The 15,505-nt window shown below is 62.9% G+C and carries 12 protein-coding genes and 1 pseudogene; 7 read left to right on the forward strand and 6 right to left on the reverse strand.

Going from position 1 to position 15,505, the window contains the following annotated elements; all coding sequences use genetic code 11:
* Window positions 1–17 precede the first annotated feature (17 nt).
* Window positions 18–281, forward strand: coding sequence for a hypothetical protein (locus P0D73_RS29250; protein WP_408179148.1), 264 nt, complete (start codon window positions 18–20; stop codon window positions 279–281).
* 142 nt (window positions 282–423) lie between these two features.
* Window positions 424–1,842: an MFS transporter gene (locus P0D73_RS29255; RefSeq protein ID WP_408179149.1), complete on the forward strand. Its 1,419-nt coding sequence runs from the start codon at window positions 424–426 to the stop codon at window positions 1,840–1,842.
* A gap of 58 nt (window positions 1,843–1,900) precedes the next feature.
* On the opposite strand, the gene P0D73_RS29260 is transcribed toward P0D73_RS29255, so the two are convergent.
* The 5 genes from P0D73_RS29260 to betI form a co-directional block, all read right to left on the reverse strand.
* Entirely contained in the window at window positions 1,901–2,302 is a 402-nt protein-coding gene (locus P0D73_RS29260) for a cupin domain-containing protein (protein ID WP_408179150.1), read from the reverse strand.
* Between the two features lie 17 nt (window positions 2,303–2,319).
* The gene (ampC, locus tag P0D73_RS29265; RefSeq protein WP_408433976.1) at window positions 2,320–3,486 is read right to left on the reverse strand and encodes a class C beta-lactamase; all 1,167 of its coding nucleotides are present in this window, start codon (window positions 3,484–3,486) and stop codon (window positions 2,320–2,322) included.
* A 149-nt stretch (window positions 3,487–3,635) separates the two neighbouring features.
* Window positions 3,636–5,321, reverse strand: a complete 1,686-nt coding sequence (gene betA, locus P0D73_RS29270; RefSeq protein ID WP_408433979.1) for a choline dehydrogenase — start codon at window positions 5,319–5,321, stop codon at window positions 3,636–3,638.
* An 11-nt stretch (window positions 5,322–5,332) separates the two neighbouring features.
* Window positions 5,333–6,802: a betaine-aldehyde dehydrogenase gene (gene betB / locus P0D73_RS29275; RefSeq protein WP_408433982.1), complete on the reverse strand. Its 1,470-nt coding sequence runs from the start codon at window positions 6,800–6,802 to the stop codon at window positions 5,333–5,335.
* Between the two features lie 42 nt (window positions 6,803–6,844).
* The gene (gene betI / locus P0D73_RS29280) at window positions 6,845–7,432 is read right to left on the reverse strand and encodes a transcriptional regulator BetI (RefSeq protein ID WP_408433985.1); all 588 of its coding nucleotides are present in this window, start codon (window positions 7,430–7,432) and stop codon (window positions 6,845–6,847) included.
* A 279-nt stretch (window positions 7,433–7,711) separates the two neighbouring features.
* On the opposite strand from betI, the pseudogene fdhA reads away from it, so the two are divergent.
* Window positions 7,712–8,911: pseudogene (fdhA, locus tag P0D73_RS29285) on the forward strand (formaldehyde dehydrogenase, glutathione-independent).
* Between the two features lie 184 nt (window positions 8,912–9,095).
* Here fdhA and P0D73_RS29290 read toward each other — a convergent pair.
* Window positions 9,096–10,091 carry a GlxA family transcriptional regulator gene (locus P0D73_RS29290; RefSeq protein WP_408433988.1) on the reverse strand — a complete coding sequence of 332 codons (996 nt, stop codon included), beginning with the start codon at window positions 10,089–10,091 and terminating at the stop codon, window positions 9,096–9,098.
* 445 nt (window positions 10,092–10,536) lie between these two features.
* Between P0D73_RS29290 and P0D73_RS29295 the strand changes: the two genes are divergently transcribed.
* Genes P0D73_RS29295 through P0D73_RS29310 form a run of 4 tightly spaced genes read left to right on the forward strand, consistent with a single transcriptional unit; the run spans window position 10,537 to window position 15,503 of the window.
* A complete protein-coding gene (locus P0D73_RS29295) occupies window positions 10,537–11,811 on the forward strand; it encodes a serine hydroxymethyltransferase (protein WP_408433991.1) in 1,275 nt (424 codons plus the stop codon).
* Between the two features lie 18 nt (window positions 11,812–11,829).
* The gene (locus tag P0D73_RS29300) at window positions 11,830–12,801 is read left to right on the forward strand and encodes a dipeptidase (protein WP_408288610.1); all 972 of its coding nucleotides are present in this window, start codon (window positions 11,830–11,832) and stop codon (window positions 12,799–12,801) included.
* Window positions 12,802–12,853: 52 nt separating this feature from the next.
* A complete protein-coding gene (locus P0D73_RS29305; protein ID WP_408224254.1) occupies window positions 12,854–13,390 on the forward strand; it encodes a DUF5943 domain-containing protein in 537 nt (178 codons plus the stop codon).
* A gap of 49 nt (window positions 13,391–13,439) precedes the next feature.
* Entirely contained in the window at window positions 13,440–15,503 is a 2,064-nt protein-coding gene (locus P0D73_RS29310; RefSeq protein ID WP_408433994.1) for an oxidoreductase, read from the forward strand.
* The last annotated feature ends 2 nt before the right edge of the window (window positions 15,504–15,505 follow it).

The following is a 15,505-nucleotide window of genomic DNA, read 5'->3' on the forward strand; positions in this document are numbered from 1 at the left end:
CGCGTTGAATCATCGCCATGACGTCGACACGTCTAGCCACCGCGCGTCTCACCGAGCGCGCGTGCCTCGAAGGCGATGCCCATGCCGCGCTCGCGCTGCTCGATCAGAGCATCGTGCTGCGGCATAGGCGCATCGCGCTGATCCGTTATCTGCTTGCGCAGCAACTCGGCGCGCCGCTGCAGGCGCGTCACCACGCATACGTCGAAAAAATCGCCGCACGGTTGAGCGCGGATGCGCTCGTGCGCATTGCCGGCGCCGCGCGGGCGCGTCTGCGGTCCTAAGCCTCGCGATCCGCGTGTGTGGAACGACGCACCCGTTCCATCCCGATGACGTATTTCTTCTATGTGGCCGATTTATGTCGGCGTCTACTGAAAACGCCTCGGAGCACTCACGCGGCACTCGCCGCATCAACCAGGGGATGACATGTCTACCGCTTATCAGCCGCGCGCGAGCGCAGCCGCCCGACTCGAACGACTGCCGTTCTCCGGTTATCACCGGACCATTTTCATCATCATCGCCATCGCATTCTTTTTCGATTCCGTCGATCTCGGCACGATGACCTTCGTGCTCGGTTCGATCAAGACGGAATTTGGCTTATCCACCGCGACGGCGGGGCTGGTGGCCAGCGCGAGCTTCTTCGGCATGGTGATCGGCGCGGCGATTGCAGGGTTGCTGGCGGATCGCTTCGGACGCCGGCCGGTGTTTCAGTGGAGCATGGTGTTGTGGGGGCTCGCGTCGTATTTGTGCTCGACGGCGCAGAGCGTCGAAGCGTTGATCTTTTATCGCGTGCTGCTCGGCTTCGGTATGGGCATGGAGTTTCCGATCGCGCAGACCTTGTTGTCGGAGTTCGTGCCGGCTGCGTCGCGCGGCCGTCTGATTGCGCTGATGGACGGCTTCTGGCCGCTCGGTTTCATCGCCTCGGGCGTGGTGTCCTACTTCGTGCTGCCGACGTTCGGCTGGCGTACGGAGTTCGCGTTGCTCGCGATTCCTGCGGTGTTCGTGCTGATCGTGCGCCGCGTCGTGCCGGAATCGCCGCGTTGGCTCGAACATCGCGGACGTCTCGGTGAAGCGGACAAGATTCTCGCCGAGGTCGAAGTGAAGGTGATGAAAGCGGCCGGGCTCAGCCAGCTGCGCGCGCCGGCGATGCTCGCCGAGCCGCCGGCCGCGAAGGGCACGGGGGCGTTTCGCGAGATCTGGAGCATGGCTTACCGGCGTCGCACGATTATGGTGTGGACGCTGTGGTTCTTCGCGCTGCTCGGTTTCTATGGGCTGACGTCATGGCTCGGCGCGTTGATGCAACAGGCAGGCTTTGCGGTAACGAAGTCGGTGCTGTACACGGTGCTGATTTCGCTTGGTGGGATTCCCGGTTTTATCTGCGCGGCGTGGCTGGTCGAACGTTGGGGACGCAAGCCGACTTGCATTGCGTCGCTCGCGGGCAGTGCGGTGATGGCCTACGTTTATGGACAAACCGCGCTGCACGCGCAGACGCCGACCTTGCTGATCTGCGCCGGGCTGGCGATGCAGTTCTTCCTGTTTGCGATGTGGGCGGTGTTGTACACCTACACGCCGGAGCTGTACGGGACCGGTGCGCGGGCGACGGGTTCGGGCTTTGCGTCGGCGATAGGCCGCGTGGGTTCGCTGATCGGACCGTACGTGGTGGGCGTAGTGCTGCCGATGTTCGGCCAGGGCGGGGTGTTCTCGCTCGGCGCGATGTGTTTTGTGATCGCGGCGGCGGCGGTGTGGATTCTCGGCATCGAGACGCGCGGGTTGGCGCTCGAGACGCTGGTGTTCGAGGCGGTTGAGACGGATGCGCGTGGGGTGTTGAGTCCGGTGCGGGATTGAAGGTTGATTGGGCGCGTAATCAATGGTGCGTTCCAGTGCGAACAGCACTCCTATTCGCTCAATTCTGAACCCGCACATTAAACGGCTTCCCAGGCACCCAAGCCCACGTCGCCAACACTTTCGCGCCCGCCGGTCCGGCAGTCGTTACATGGACGACATTTGCCGGCATCCGGTAACTCTCGCCGGCGTGAACGATCTGCGCGGGTCGACCCTCGACCTGCACCGTGACTTCACCTTCGAGAACATAGGTGACCTCCGGTCCGGTTGCCTTGTGCTTCGGCTTGGCGGCATTGGGTGGAAATTCGGCGATACCCATGCCCATTTCCCGATCGGTTCCCGGAACGGGGACGCGCTGAAGCACCACGGTCTCTTTGGCATCGGGTGCCTTTTCGCCGGCATTGGCCGAAGGCAGATTCATGAGGATCGCGGCGAGCAGCGGCACGCAACGCAAGTTGTTCATGATCGAGTCGGCCCTATTCAATGCGAGGGCTCGGCAAGCGCCGTCAGAACCTTATAGGCGGCCGCCACCCGGTCTTCGTTCGGGAAGTTCTTGTTGGCGAGCATCACAATGCCCAACTGCTTCTCCGGAACGAAAGCCACGTACGCGCCGAACCCATTGGTCGAACCGGTCTTGTTGATCCAGACATCCTGTCGGGGCGCGAGCGGCGGCTTGATTTCGACCGCGGGTGTCGCCTTCAAAACCATCGTCGATGAATTGCCTGCCAGCAATGTCTTCAACGCGACCGGATACGCGTATTGCTCCCAGATCAGATCCTGCGTCAACACGCCAGCCTTGAAGTAGCCGGTGTGCGTCTCCGTGATGGCGCGCTGCAACTTCGCATCGAGCTGGAGCAGATTCATGTTGGCTTGCATGAAGCGCGTCATGTCGGCGGCTGTGGACTTGACGCCATAGGCTTCGGCGGACAGCACGCCAGGCGCCATGCGAATCGGCGCGCCGTCCTTCTTATAGCCTTGCGCGTAATCCGGCATCCGCGATTTCGGAACGTCGATGAAACTGTTCTTCAATCCCAGCGCGGGAAACACGCGCTGTTCCATCAACGGCGTGAAATCCTGCCCCATGCTCTTTGCCGTGATCAAGCCAAGCGTACCGATGCCGGGATTCGCGTAAGTCCGGCACGTGCCCGGCGCACAACTGGGCTTCCATGCCTTGAAAAACTGCATGAGTTCGTCGTCGTTATGGATATCGTCCGGCACTTGCAACGGCAATCCGCCTGGCGTGTGCGTGCCCAGGTTGACGAGCTTCAGATTGCCGAACTGGCTGCCCTGAAGCACGGGCAGATATTTGCCCGTCGTATCCGACAGCGAGAGATCACCGCTGACCTGCGCATACGATGCCAGCGTCGCCGTGAAGGTCTTGCTGATCGAGCCGAGTTCGAACAGCGTGTCCCGTGTCACGGGCTTGCCCGTTTCCGTCGACGCCACGCCGTAGTCGTACACATAAGGCTTGCCCCCAACGACGATGCCGACCGCCATGCCGTGAATACCGTCTTTCGCCATGAGCGGGCGGATCGCCGCGTCGACCGTCCGTTTGATGCCGTCTTGCGTGGTATCCGCTGCGTGGCTCATGGGAGCGGCCAACGCAAAGATCACGGTCGCCGTGAGGCTGAGGGCTTTGAACTTCATCTCTCGCGTTTCCTTGAATGTCTGTCGGCGGATGCGCTCCAGAATCATTCGGAGCGCGTTGAGGCCGAACTATCCGGCTTTTGCCAGACGTTGACAATCGAGGATAAGTTGCACGAGGGTAAAGAAAAACTTGTGGGCCGGCAGCGGCCTCAAACCGTCGCGATCTCCCGCTTTCTCGATGCCACGCCGTTGGCCACGAAGTAGGGCGTGTCCACCCGCGCCAACGCGTCGCGTCCGCGAATCCGGTCGGCGATCTTCTCCGCCAGCATGATGGTCGGCGCATTCAGATTGCCGGTCGTGATGCGCGGCATGATCGACGCATCTACCACGCGCAGCCCTTGCATGCCGTGCACACGCCCCTCGTTGTCCACCACGGCCATATCGTCATAACCCATCTTGCACGAACACGACGGATGAAACGCCGTCTCCGCCCGCATGCGCACGAAGGTGTCGAGCTGTTCGTCGGTAGCCAAATCGGCGCCGGGATTCAGTTCGCGGCCGCGATAACGGTCGAGCGCCGGTTGCCGCATGATCTCGCGCGTGATCCGAATACCGTCGCGGAACTCGCGCCAGTCGAGCGGATCGGCCATGTAGTTGAACAGGATGCTCGGATGCGCGTTCGGATCGCGCGACGTGAGCTTCACCCGCCCGCGGCTCGGCGAGCGCATCGAACCGACGTGCGCCTGGAAGCCGTGCATTTTGATCGCGTTCGAACCGTTGTAGTTGATCGCGACCGGCAGGAAGTGATACTGGATGTTGGGCCACAGATCGTCGTCGCGCGTGCGGATGAAGCCGCCGGCTTCGAACTGGTTGCTCGCGCCGATGCCCGTACCCTTCATCATCCATTCGAGTCCGATGGCCGGCTGATTCCACCACTGCAACGCCGGGTAGAGCGAAACGGGTTCCTTGCACTCGTACTGGATATACATCTCCAGATGGTCCTGCAGGTTTTCGCCGACACCCGGCAGATCGTGAACGAGCGGCACGTCGAGTTCGCGCAGCCATGTCGAGCGGCCCACGCCCGAGCGCTGCAGCAATTGCGGCGAGGCGATCGCGCCGCTGCACACCAGCACCTCGCGGCGCGCTTGCGCCGTCACCGCATTGCCATGATGCAGATACGCGACGCCGACCGCGCGCTTGCCGGAGAACAGCACGCGATCCGTCACGGCATGCGTGACGATGGTCAGATTCGGCCGCGTCTTCGCGCGATCCAGATAGCCGCGCGCCGTGCTGGCGCGCCGGCCGTTCGCCGTGACCGTGCGATCCATCGGGCCGAAGCCTTCCTGCTGATAGCCGTTCAGATCGTCGGTGCGTGGAAAGCCGGCCTGCACACCGGCGTCGACCATCGCGGCAAAGAGCGGGTTGTTGCCGGGTTTGCTGGTGGTCACGTGCACCGGGCCATCGCCGCCGTGGTACGCGTTCGCGCCGACATCGCGCGTTTCGGCCTTGCGGAAATACGGCAGGCAATCCAGATAGGTCCAGTTTTCCAGACCGGCTTGCGCGGCCCAGCCGTCGTAATCGAGCGCATTGCCGCGGATATAGCACATGCCGTTGATCAGCGACGACCCGCCGAGCCCCTTGCCGCGCCCGCATTCCATGCGCCGGTTGTTCATGTGCGGCTCGGGGTCCGTTTCGTACGCCCAGTTGTAGCGGCGTCCCTGCAGCGGATAGGCGAGCGCGGCCGGCATCTGCGTGCGGAAGTCGAAGCGGTAGTCGGGGCCGCCTGCTTCGAGCAGCAGCACGGTCACGTCCGCGTCTTCGGTCAGGCGCGAGGCGAGCACATTGCCCGCCGAACCCGCGCCCACGATGATGTAGTCGTATTCGTTCGAAGCCATCGCGCCTCTCCTTAGAACACCGGTTGATACGGGCCGAGTTCGACCTGCACGGACTTGATGCGCGTGTAGTGTTCGAGCGTGGTGATGCCGTTTTCGCGGCCCACGCCCGACTGCTTGTAGCCGCCCACCGGCATTTCCGCGGGCGACTCGCCCCACGTATTGATCCAGCAGATGCCCGCTTCCAGTCGATGAATCACGCGATGCGCCCGCGCCAGGTTCTCGGTCACGACGCCCGCGGCAAGGCCGTAAGCAGTGCGGTTCGCGCGCGCGATGGCTTCGTCTTCGTCGTCGAAAGCGAGGATGCTCATCACGGGGCCGAAGATTTCCTCGCGCACGATGCGCATGTCGTCGTGGCAGTCCGCGAACACGGTCGGTTCGACGTATTGGCCGCTGCCGAAGTGGCCTTCGGTGAGACGCTTGCCGCCGGCCGCGAGCCGCGCGCCTTCCTGCTTGCCGCTTTCGATGTAGCCCAGCACCTTGTGCAATTGCGCGGCACTGACGAGTGGGCCGAAGTTGGTGGCGGCGTCGGTGGGCGGGCCTACGCGAATGCGCTTGACGCGTTCCAGCACCAGCGCTTCGAAGCGTTCAAGCACGCCGCGTTGCACGAACACGCGTGTGCCGTTGGTGCAGACCTGGCCGGAGCTGAAGAAGTTGGCGCTCATCGCGATGTCGGCGGCGCGTTCGAGATTGGCGTCGTCGAATACGAGCAGCGGCGACTTGCCGCCGAGTTCCATCGTCACTTCTTTCAGCGACGAAGCGCCCGCCATCGACATCACCTTCTTGCCGGTTTCCACGCCGCCGGTGAACGAAATTTTCTCGATGTCCGGATGCGCGGCGAGCATCGCACCGACGCGTCCGTCGCCTTGCACGACATTGAACACGCCTGCGGGCACGCCGGCTTCGGTATAGATCTCGGCGAGTTTCAGCGCCGACAACGGCGTAATCTCGCTTGGCTTGAAGATCATCGCATTGCCGGCCGCGAGCGCGGGCGCCGACTTCCAGCACGCGATCTGGATCGGGTAGTTCCATGCGCCGATGCCCGCGCAAACGCCGAGCGGCTCGCGCCGCGTATAGACGAACGACGTGGGCCGCAGCGGAATCTGCTGCCCTTCGATTGCAGTGGCGAGCCCCGCGTAGTACTCGATCACGTCCGCGCCGGTGACGATATCCACCGCGAAGGTTTCCGCAATCGGCTTGCCGGTGTCGCGTGTTTCGAGCGCGGCGAGTTCGTCGTTGCGCTCGCGCAGAAGCTCCACCGCGCGGCGCAGAATGCGTGAGCGCTGCATGGCGGTGAGCGCGGCCCATTCGCGTTGGCCTTCCTGCGCGGATCGCACCGCGCGATCGACATCGGCCGCCGAGGCCTGCTGCACGCTCGCGAGCGTTTCGCCAGTGGCGGGGTCGAGCGTGTCGAAGCTTTCGCCGCTGTTGGCGTCGACATAGCCGCCGCCGATATAGAGACGTTGCGTTGCGAATACCGCCATGACTTGCTCCTTTCTGAATGTGTCGCCGGTCTGCTTGTGTCATTAATCGCGCGAGGCGAGGACCAGATCGATATAGTCGTTAGCCACGCGCAGCGCGGCCTTGGTGTCGAACGGCTCGCCCGACAACGCGCCGCGCAGCCACAGGCCGTCGACCAGCGCCGCGAGGCCGCTTGCCGCGCGGCGCGCCGCCGCACGTGGCATGGCCTTGGAAAAATCCGCGCATAGATTCGAGTTCAGACGGCGCGTGTTCACGTATTGCAGTCGCCGCAACTGCGGCTTGTGCATACTCTCGGACCAGAACGCGAGCCAGGTTTTCATGACCGGGCCGCTGGTCTGCTCGGCGTCGAAATTCGCGGCGACCACCGCGCGAAGTTTCGAGCGCGGGTCCGCTTTCGCCGCCCGGCGCCGGCGCGACGTGGCCTGCCACAAGTCGCGCAGCACGTGTCGCATGGTGGCTTCGAGCAAACCGTCCTTGTCGCCGAAATAGTGGCTGACGATACCGGTGGAAATGCTCGCGCGCTGCGCGACCGAAGCCAGCGTGGCCCCCGCGAGACCGGTCTGGTCGATCGTGAGAAGCGTGGCGTCGATCAGCTGCGCGCGGCGGATTTCGCGCATTCCGAGTTTGGGCATGGTGCGGGCGTTGTTGCTGGCGTTGGCTTCGGGCGAGCCGCGGAAGACGAAAACGATCCGCCCGAGTGATTTCGAGCGGCCATGGTAGTTTTTTTATATTGAACGGTCAATCAATAAAAAACCGGTTGCATCAAGATGGACGCGGGCTCCGCTCGTCGTGTCGGTTACGGCCAAACCCATGTCGCGTTCGACACATGCGCTTTGTTCAGCGGGCGCTACGCTCGTTGAACGGCGTGCCTTGTGAACAGGCGCGCCGCTCACAAGACATGGAGACAGACAATGAGCAGCAATCGCGGCGTTGTGTATCTAGGGCAGGGCAAGGTGGAAGTGCAGTCGATTGACTATCCGAAGATGGTCGATCCGCGTGGCCGGTCGATCGGTCACGGCGTGATCCTCAAGGTGGTGAGCACGAATATTTGCGGCTCCGATCAGCACATGGTGCGCGGCCGCACGACCGCGGAAGTCGGCCTCGTGCTCGGCCACGAGATTACCGGCGAGGTGATCGAAGTGGGCCGTGACGTGGAAACGCTCAAGGTCGGCGATCTCGTTTCGGTGCCGTTCAACGTGGCCTGCGGACGCTGCCCGACCTGCAAGGCGCAGCACACCGGCGTGTGCCTGAACGTGAATCCGTCGCGTGCCGGCGGCGCGTATGGCTACGTGGACATGGGCGGCTGGATCGGCGGCCAGGCCGAGTACGTGTTGGTGCCGTACGCCGACTTCAATCTGCTGAAATTCCCCGACCATGCCCAGGCGATGGCGAAAATCCGCGACCTCACGTGTCTCTCCGATATTCTGCCGACCGGCTATCACGGCGCGGTGATGGCGGGCGTCAAACCAGGCGCCACCGTGTATATCGCGGGCGCGGGGCCGGTGGGCATGGCGGCGGCCGCTTCGGCGCGCTTGCTGGGCGCGGCCTGCACGATTGTCGGCGACATGAATGAGGAGCGTCTCGCGCACGCGCGCAAGATGGGCTTCCAGACCATCGATCTGTCCAAGGACGCTACGCTCGGCGAACAGATCGAGCAGATTCTCGGCAAGCCCGAAGTGGATTGTGCGGTGGACTGCGTCGGCTTCGAAGCGCACGGGCACGGCAGCAGCGGCTCGCACGAGGAAGCGCCGGCCACCGTGCTCAATTCGCTGATGGAAATCACGCGGGCCGCGGGCGCGATCGGCATTCCGGGCCTTTACGTCACGGACGATCCGGGCGCCGCCGATGCCGCCGCGCGCAAAGGCAGCCTGAGCATCCGTTTCGGTCTGGGCTGGGCCAAGTCGCACTCGTTCCATACCGGACAGACGCCAGTCATGAAGTACAACCACAATCTCATGCAGGCGATCCTGTGGGACCGTTTGCCGATCGCGGATATCGTCAACGTGACCGTGGTGTCGCTCGATTAGGCGCCTGATGGTTATCGCCAGTTCGATGGTGGTGCGCCGAAGAAGTTTGTGATCGATCCGCATGGGTTGTTGAAGGCGGCTTGAGGCAGATCTGATGCGAAGGCGGGACTGCATACGCGGTCTCGTGTTGCGACGTCGTGCTGGAAGGTAGTTGGGCCAACAGAAACTGAAAAGGCCGAGCCACAAAAAAACGCGTTGAACGGAAACCCGCTCAACGCGTTTGTTTTTGTGGCTGGACAGCGAGTCCAGCGAGGCCGTCAAGCAGTCATCAAGCCGCCAGCACCGGCACCGCAGCCAGCGACGGCGCCTGCTTGCGTCGTTCGCGCGTCGGCGCCGTGCCAAACGCATCGCGATAGCTCTTCGAGAAGTGGCAAGCCGACTGGAAGCCGCACGCCATCGTGATGTGCATGATCGACATATCGGTTTGCAGCAGCAACTCGCGCGCGCGCCGCAAACGCAGCGTCAGATAGTAATGCGTCGGCGTCATGCCCAGATGTTCGCGGAACAGACGCTGCAATTGCCGTTGCGACATGCCCGCGAGCCGCGCGAGTTCTTCGCGCGAGAGCGGCTCTTCAATGTTGTTCTCCATCAGCGAGATCACTTCGAAGAGCGACTTGTTGGCCGAACCGAGCCGCGCCACCAGCGGCATTTTCTGTTGCGCGCTGGTATCGCGCACATGTTCGACGATGAACTGCTCGGCGATCTGCGTGACGCGTGCCGTGCCGACGCGCGGCGCGATCAGGTTCAGCATCATGTCGAGCGGCGCGACGCCGCCCGTGCAGGTGACGCGATCGCGATCGATCACGAACAGTTCTTTCAGAAAACGTGTGTCGGGAAACTCTTCCTTGAGCGCCGACATGTTTTCCCAGTGAATCGCGCACGCATAACCCGCCAGCAGACCGGCACGCGCCAGCGCATAGGTGCCGGTGCAGAGGCTGCCGAGCACGCAGCCCAACCGGGCGAAGCGGCGCAGTGCGGAAAGGTGGGCGGGCGTGGTCGCGCGCTGCACGTCGATGCCGCCGACCACGAACACGATGTCCGGTTGGCCAACGCATTCAACCGGTCCTGTATCGACCGACAAACCATTGCTAGCCATGACCGGGCCGCCGTCGGGGCTCACGATCGACCAGCGGTAAAGCGTTTGGCCCGTCAGGTAATTCGCCATGCGCAGGACTTCGATCGCGTTGGTGAACGCAATCATGGTGAAGTTGGGGACCGGCATGAATGCGAAATGCGACAACGACGCCGTGCGATCGGTGGACATGGGAGGAATGATTCCTTCGAATCTGTAGTGTCACGTCGCGGTGGGGAGCAGCGACTCCTTCAATTTTGAGGACTAGGGCAACTACCGTGCCATCAGGCTAAACCCTCGGTTGGCCCGTATTCGACTCGGATAGCTAAACAAGTGGCACCAGAACGGCGCCGCGGAGGTCCGCTCTCGCACCTGAAGCGCGCACGGGCGTTCGCGTGCAGTGCAGCACGACCCCGCGTTCCGCACGCTCGTTCGACCATGAACGAAAGCGCGCGGCAGCGTCGACTTGTGAAAAAAGGACGCGTATGGCGGAAAAGGCAAAGAACGCGTCTGAATTCATAAATTGACGTGCGGGTCGAGCGTCAAGAATAGACGCAATGCACACCGGCAGTAGCAGGGGCGAAGCAAGGCCCTGGCGCGGCTTCCGGCCTTCCGTCAACGACTCCACGGACCTTCCATGTCGAACCCGAATCCTTTCTTCGAAGCATCGCTGGCCACGCGCGACACGGCGGTGCGCGGCGCCATTCTGAAAGAGCTCGAGCGCCAGCAGTCGCAAGTCGAACTGATCGCGTCGGAAAACATCGTGTCGCGCGCGGTGCTCGAAGCCCAGGGCTCGGTGCTGACCAACAAGTATGCGGAAGGCTATCCGGGCAAGCGTTACTACGGCGGTTGCGAATACGCCGACGTGATCGAAACGCTGGCGCTCGATCGCATCAAGCAACTCTTCAACGCGAAGTTCGCCAACGTGCAGCCGCATTCCGGCGCACAGGCGAACGGCGCGGTGATGCTCGCACTGGTGAAGCCGGGCGACACGGTGCTCGGCATGTCGCTCGACGCCGGCGGCCACCTGACGCACGGCGCGAAACCGGCCATGTCCGGTAAGTGGTTCAACGCGGTGCAGTACGGCGTGAATCGCGACACGATGCTGATCGATTACGAGCAGATCGAGGAACTCGCGCAGCAACACAAGCCCGCGCTGCTGATCGCCGGCTTCTCGGCTTATCCGCGCGCGCTGGACTTCGCACGGCTGCGCGCGATCGCCGACGGCGTCGGCGCCAAGCTGATGGTGGATATGGCGCATATCGCCGGGGTGATCGCGGCGGGGCGTCACCAGAATCCGGTGGAGCACGCGCACGTGGTCACGTCGACCACGCACAAGACACTGCGCGGCCCGCGCGGCGGCTTTGTGCTGACGAATGACGAAGACATCGCGAAGAAGATCAACTCGGCCGTGTTCCCCGGCTTGCAGGGCGGCCCGCTGATGCATGTGATCGCCGGCAAGGCGGTCGCGTTCGGCGAGGCGCTGGAACCGGGCTTCAAGACCTACATCGACAGTGTGCTCGCCAATGCGCAGGCGCTCGGCGAGGTGCTCAAGGCGGGCGGCGTCGATCTGGTCACGGGCGGCACGGACAACCATCTGCTGCTGGTCGATCTGCGGCCCAAGGGCCTGAAGGGCAACCAGGTCGAGCAGGCGCTGGAGCGCGCGGGCATCACCTGCAACAAGAACGGCATTCCTTTCGACACCGAGAAGCCGACGATCACCTCGGGCATCCGCCTCGGCACGCCCGCGGGCACCACGCGTGGCTTCGGCGTGAGCGAATTCCGCGAAATCGGCCGGCTGATCGTCGACGTGCTCGACTCGCTGCGTGAGCACCCCGAAGGGCATGCCGCCACCGAACAACGCGTGCGCCGCGAGATTTTCGCGCTGTGCGAGCGCTTTCCCATTTACTAAGCACGCCTGGAGCAAACGATGAGCACTTTGCACGACAACAGCATCATCATCGACGGTCTGAACATTTCGAAGTTCGAGCGCTCCGTGTTCGAGGACATGCGCAAGGGCGGCGTGACCGCGGTGAACTGCACGGTCTCGGTGTGGGAGAGCTTCCAGAAGACCGTCGACAACATCGCCGAGATGAAGCAGCAGATCCGCGAGTACGGCGAGATCCTCACGCTCGTGCGCACCACGGACGACATCTTCCGCGCGAAGAAAGAGAACAAGACGGGCATCATTTTCGGCTTTCAGAACGCGCATGCTTTCGAGGACAACCTCGGCTATATCGAAGCGTTCAAGGACCTCGGCGTGAACGTGGTGCAGCTTTGCTACAACACGCAGAACCTGGTGGGCACGGGTTGCTATGAACGCGACGGCGGTCTGTCGGGCTATGGCCGCGAAGTGATCCAGGAGATGAACCGCGCCGGCATCATGGTCGATCTCTCGCATGTGGGCGGCAAGACTTCCTCTGAAGCGATTGCGGCGTCGAACAAGCCGGTGTGCTACTCGCATTGCTGCCCGTCGGGTCTGAAAGAGCATCCGCGCAACAAGAGCGACGAGCAACTGAAAGAGATTGCGGACGCAGGCGGATTCGTCGGCGTGACGATGTTCGCGCCGTTCCTCAAGCGCGGTCCGGACGCGACCGTCGAGGACTATATCGAAGCGATCGAATACGTGGTGAATCTGATCGGCGAAGACCAGGTCGGCATCGGCACCGATTTCACGCAAGGCTATAGCACCGAGTTCTTCGACTGGATCACGCACGACAAAGGCCGCTATCGCCAGTTGACGAACTTCGGCAAGGTGGTGAATCCGGAAGGCATCCGCACGATTGGCGAGTTTCCGAACCTGACGGCCGCGATGGAACGCGCCGGCTGGAGCGAGACACGCATCAAGAAGATCATGGGTGAAAACTGGGTACGGGTGTTTGGGGAAGTGTGGAAGGTGTGACCTTGCATCGCTAATGAAATCTCACTCGTACACATAAAAACGGAGCCTCCACATGCAACCCCAACTGCCTATCGACGTCGATGCGAACACCGGCGTCTGGACCACCGACGCACTACCGATGCTATATGTGCCGCGTCACTTCTTCACGAACAACCACACCGCCGTGGAAGAAGCACTCGGACTCGATACGTATGCCGAGATTCTCTACAAAGCCGGCTACAAGTCCGCGTATTTCTGGTGCGACAAGGAAGCGAAGCAGCACGGCATTGCCGGCATGGCCGTGTTCGAGCATTACCTGAAGCGTCTGTCGCAACGCGGCTGGGGCATCTTCACGATCACCGAAGCCGATCCGTCGAGTTCGCACGCGCGCATCGAGTTGCATCATTCGTCGTTCGTGCTGGCGCAGCCGGGCAAGGTCGGCAAGCTCTGCTATATGTTCGCCGGCTGGTTCGCGGGCGCGATGGACTGGGTCAACGACACCGCGCCGGACGCCTCGCGCAAGGGGCCGCCGTCCCATTCGAGAGAAGCGCAATGCGCGGCCGAGCACCACGACCACTGCGTGTTCGAAGTGTCGCCGCGCGCTTCCTGACCGCGCACGACACAGCGCAAAAAAGTACTCCATTCCGAGGTCGATCGCGATGCGTTACCCGAACCTTTTCAAGCCTCTCACGCTGAACAAGCTGACCTTGCGTAACCGCATCGTCAGCACCGCGCACGCGGAGGTCTATGCGGAACCAGGCGGCCTGCCCGGCGACCGCTATATCCGTTACTACGAGGAGAAGGCCAAGGGCGGCGTCGGCCTCGCGGTGTGCGGCGGATCGAGTCCGGTGTCGATCGACAGCCCGCAAGGCTGGTGGAAGTCGGTGAACCTGTCGACCGACAAGATCATCGATCCGCTCGCGCGGCTCGCCGAAGCGATGCACACGCATGGCGCGAAAATCATGATTCAGGCCACGCACATGGGACGCCGCTCGGCTTTTCATGGCGAGCATTGGCCGCATCTGATGTCGCCGTCGGGCGTACGTGAGCCGGTGCATCGCGGCAATGCGAAGATCATCGAAGTCGAGGAAATCCGCCGCATCATCAGCGATTTCGCAGCGGCTGCGAAGCGTGTGAAAGATGCGGGCATGGACGGCGTGGAAATCTCGGCGGCGCACCAGCATCTGATCGATCAGTTCTGGAGCCCGCGCACCAACTTCCGTACCGATGAATGGGGCGGTTCGCTCGAAAACCGTCTGCGTTTCGGCACCGAAGTGTTGAAGGCCGTGCGTGAAGCAGTGGGTGCGGATTTCTGCATCGGCTTGCGGATGTGCGGCGACGAGTTCCACGAAGACGGGCTCGACCACGAGCAACTGAAGGAAATCGCCCAGGCGATGAGCGAAACCGGCCTGATCGATTACCTCGGCGTGATCGGCTCCGGCGCGGACACGCATAACACGCTGGCCAACTGCATGCCGCCCATGGCGCTGCCGCCCGAGCCTTTCGTGCATCTCGCGGCGGGCATCAAGTCGGTGGTGAAGCTGCCCGTCATGCACGCGCAAAGCATTCGCGACGCGGGCCAGGCCGAGCGGCTGCTGGCCAGCGGCATGGTCGATCTGGTCGGCATGACGCGCGCGCAGATCGCCGATCCGCATATGGTCATCAAGATCCGCGACGGCCGCGAGGACGAAATCAAGCAGTGCGTCGGCGCGAATTATTGCATCGACCGCCAGTACAACGGGCTCGACGTGCTCTGTGTACAGAACGCCGCGACCTCGCGCGAAGAAACAATGCCGCACGTGATCGCCAAGACGCGCGGGCCGAGGCGCAAGGTGGTCGTGGTCGGCGCGGGTCCGGCGGGACTCGAAGCGGCGCGTGTGGCGAAGTCGCGCGGTCATGACGTGGTGTTGTTCGAGAAGAACGACTACGTCGGCGGCCAGATCATGCTGGCCGCGAAAGCGCCGCAACGCGAACAGATGGCGGGCATCGTGCGCTGGTTCGACATGGAGACGAAGCGCCTCGGCGTGGACCGGCGCCTCGGTGTCGCCGCCGACGAGCAAACCATCATGGCCGAGAAGCCGGACATCGTCGTGCTCGCCACGGGCGGTTCGTCGTTCACGTCGCAAGTGGCGGCGTGGGGCGTCGACGAAGGCCTCGCCGTGAGTTCGTGGGATGTGCTCTCGGGTAAGGTCGAACCGGGCAAGAACGTGCTGGTGTACGACGGCGTCAGCACGCATGCCGGCGCGGGCGTGGCCGATTTCATGTCGAGCCGCGGCTCGAACGTCGAGATCGTGACGCCGGACGTGAAGGTCGCCGACGACGTAGGCGGGACCACATTCCCGATTTTCTACCGGCGGCTCTACGCGCAAGGCGTGATCCACACGCCGAACTACTGGCTCGACAAGGTCTACGAGGAAGACGGCAAGAAGATCGCCGTGATCCGCAACGAGTACACCGAGGAGCAGGAAGAGCGCGCGGTCGATCAGGTGGTGATCGAAAACGGCAGCACGCCGAATGACGAGTTGTACTGGAAGCTCAAGCCGGAGTCGGTGAATCGCGGTCAGGTGGACGTGCACAAGCTGTTCGCCTCCGAGCCGCAACCGTCTTTGGGCGAAGAGCTCGGCAATGGCCGCTTCCTGCTGTTCCGTGTCGGCGACTGCATTTCCATGCACAACATTCACGGCGCGATCTACGATGCGCTGCGCCTTTGCAAGGATTTCTGACG

The sequence above is a fragment of the Paraburkholderia sp. RL18-101-BIB-B genome, assembly GCF_046026985.1.
In the GTDB taxonomy this organism is placed as follows: domain Bacteria; phylum Pseudomonadota; class Gammaproteobacteria; order Burkholderiales; family Burkholderiaceae; genus Paraburkholderia.

Bases quoted from the DNA above. Each gene is read 5' to 3' on its own strand.
- betB (WP_408433982.1), bottom strand. From the start codon at position 6,802: ATGGCGGTATTCGCAACGCAACGTCTCTATATCGGCGGCGGCTATGTC.
- P0D73_RS29260 (WP_408179150.1), bottom strand. From the start codon at position 2,302: ATGAACAACTTGCGTTGCGTGCCGCTGCTCGCCGCGATCCTCATGAAT.
- P0D73_RS29305 (WP_408224254.1), top strand. From the start codon at position 12,854: ATGCAACCCCAACTGCCTATCGACGTCGATGCGAACACCGGCGTCTGG.
- P0D73_RS29255 (WP_408179149.1), top strand. From the start codon at position 424: ATGTCTACCGCTTATCAGCCGCGCGCGAGCGCAGCCGCCCGACTCGAA.
- P0D73_RS29295 (WP_408433991.1), top strand. From the start codon at position 10,537: ATGTCGAACCCGAATCCTTTCTTCGAAGCATCGCTGGCCACGCGCGAC.
- ampC (WP_408433976.1), bottom strand. From the start codon at position 3,486: ATGAAGTTCAAAGCCCTCAGCCTCACGGCGACCGTGATCTTTGCGTTG.
- P0D73_RS29300 (WP_408288610.1), top strand. From the start codon at position 11,830: ATGAGCACTTTGCACGACAACAGCATCATCATCGACGGTCTGAACATT.
- P0D73_RS29310 (WP_408433994.1), top strand. From the start codon at position 13,440: ATGCGTTACCCGAACCTTTTCAAGCCTCTCACGCTGAACAAGCTGACC.
- betI (WP_408433985.1), bottom strand. From the start codon at position 7,432: ATGCCCAAACTCGGAATGCGCGAAATCCGCCGCGCGCAGCTGATCGAC.
- P0D73_RS29290 (WP_408433988.1), bottom strand. From the start codon at position 10,091: ATGTCCACCGATCGCACGGCGTCGTTGTCGCATTTCGCATTCATGCCG.
- betA (WP_408433979.1), bottom strand. From the start codon at position 5,321: ATGGCTTCGAACGAATACGACTACATCATCGTGGGCGCGGGTTCGGCG.
- P0D73_RS29250 (WP_408179148.1), top strand. From the start codon at position 18: ATGACGTCGACACGTCTAGCCACCGCGCGTCTCACCGAGCGCGCGTGC.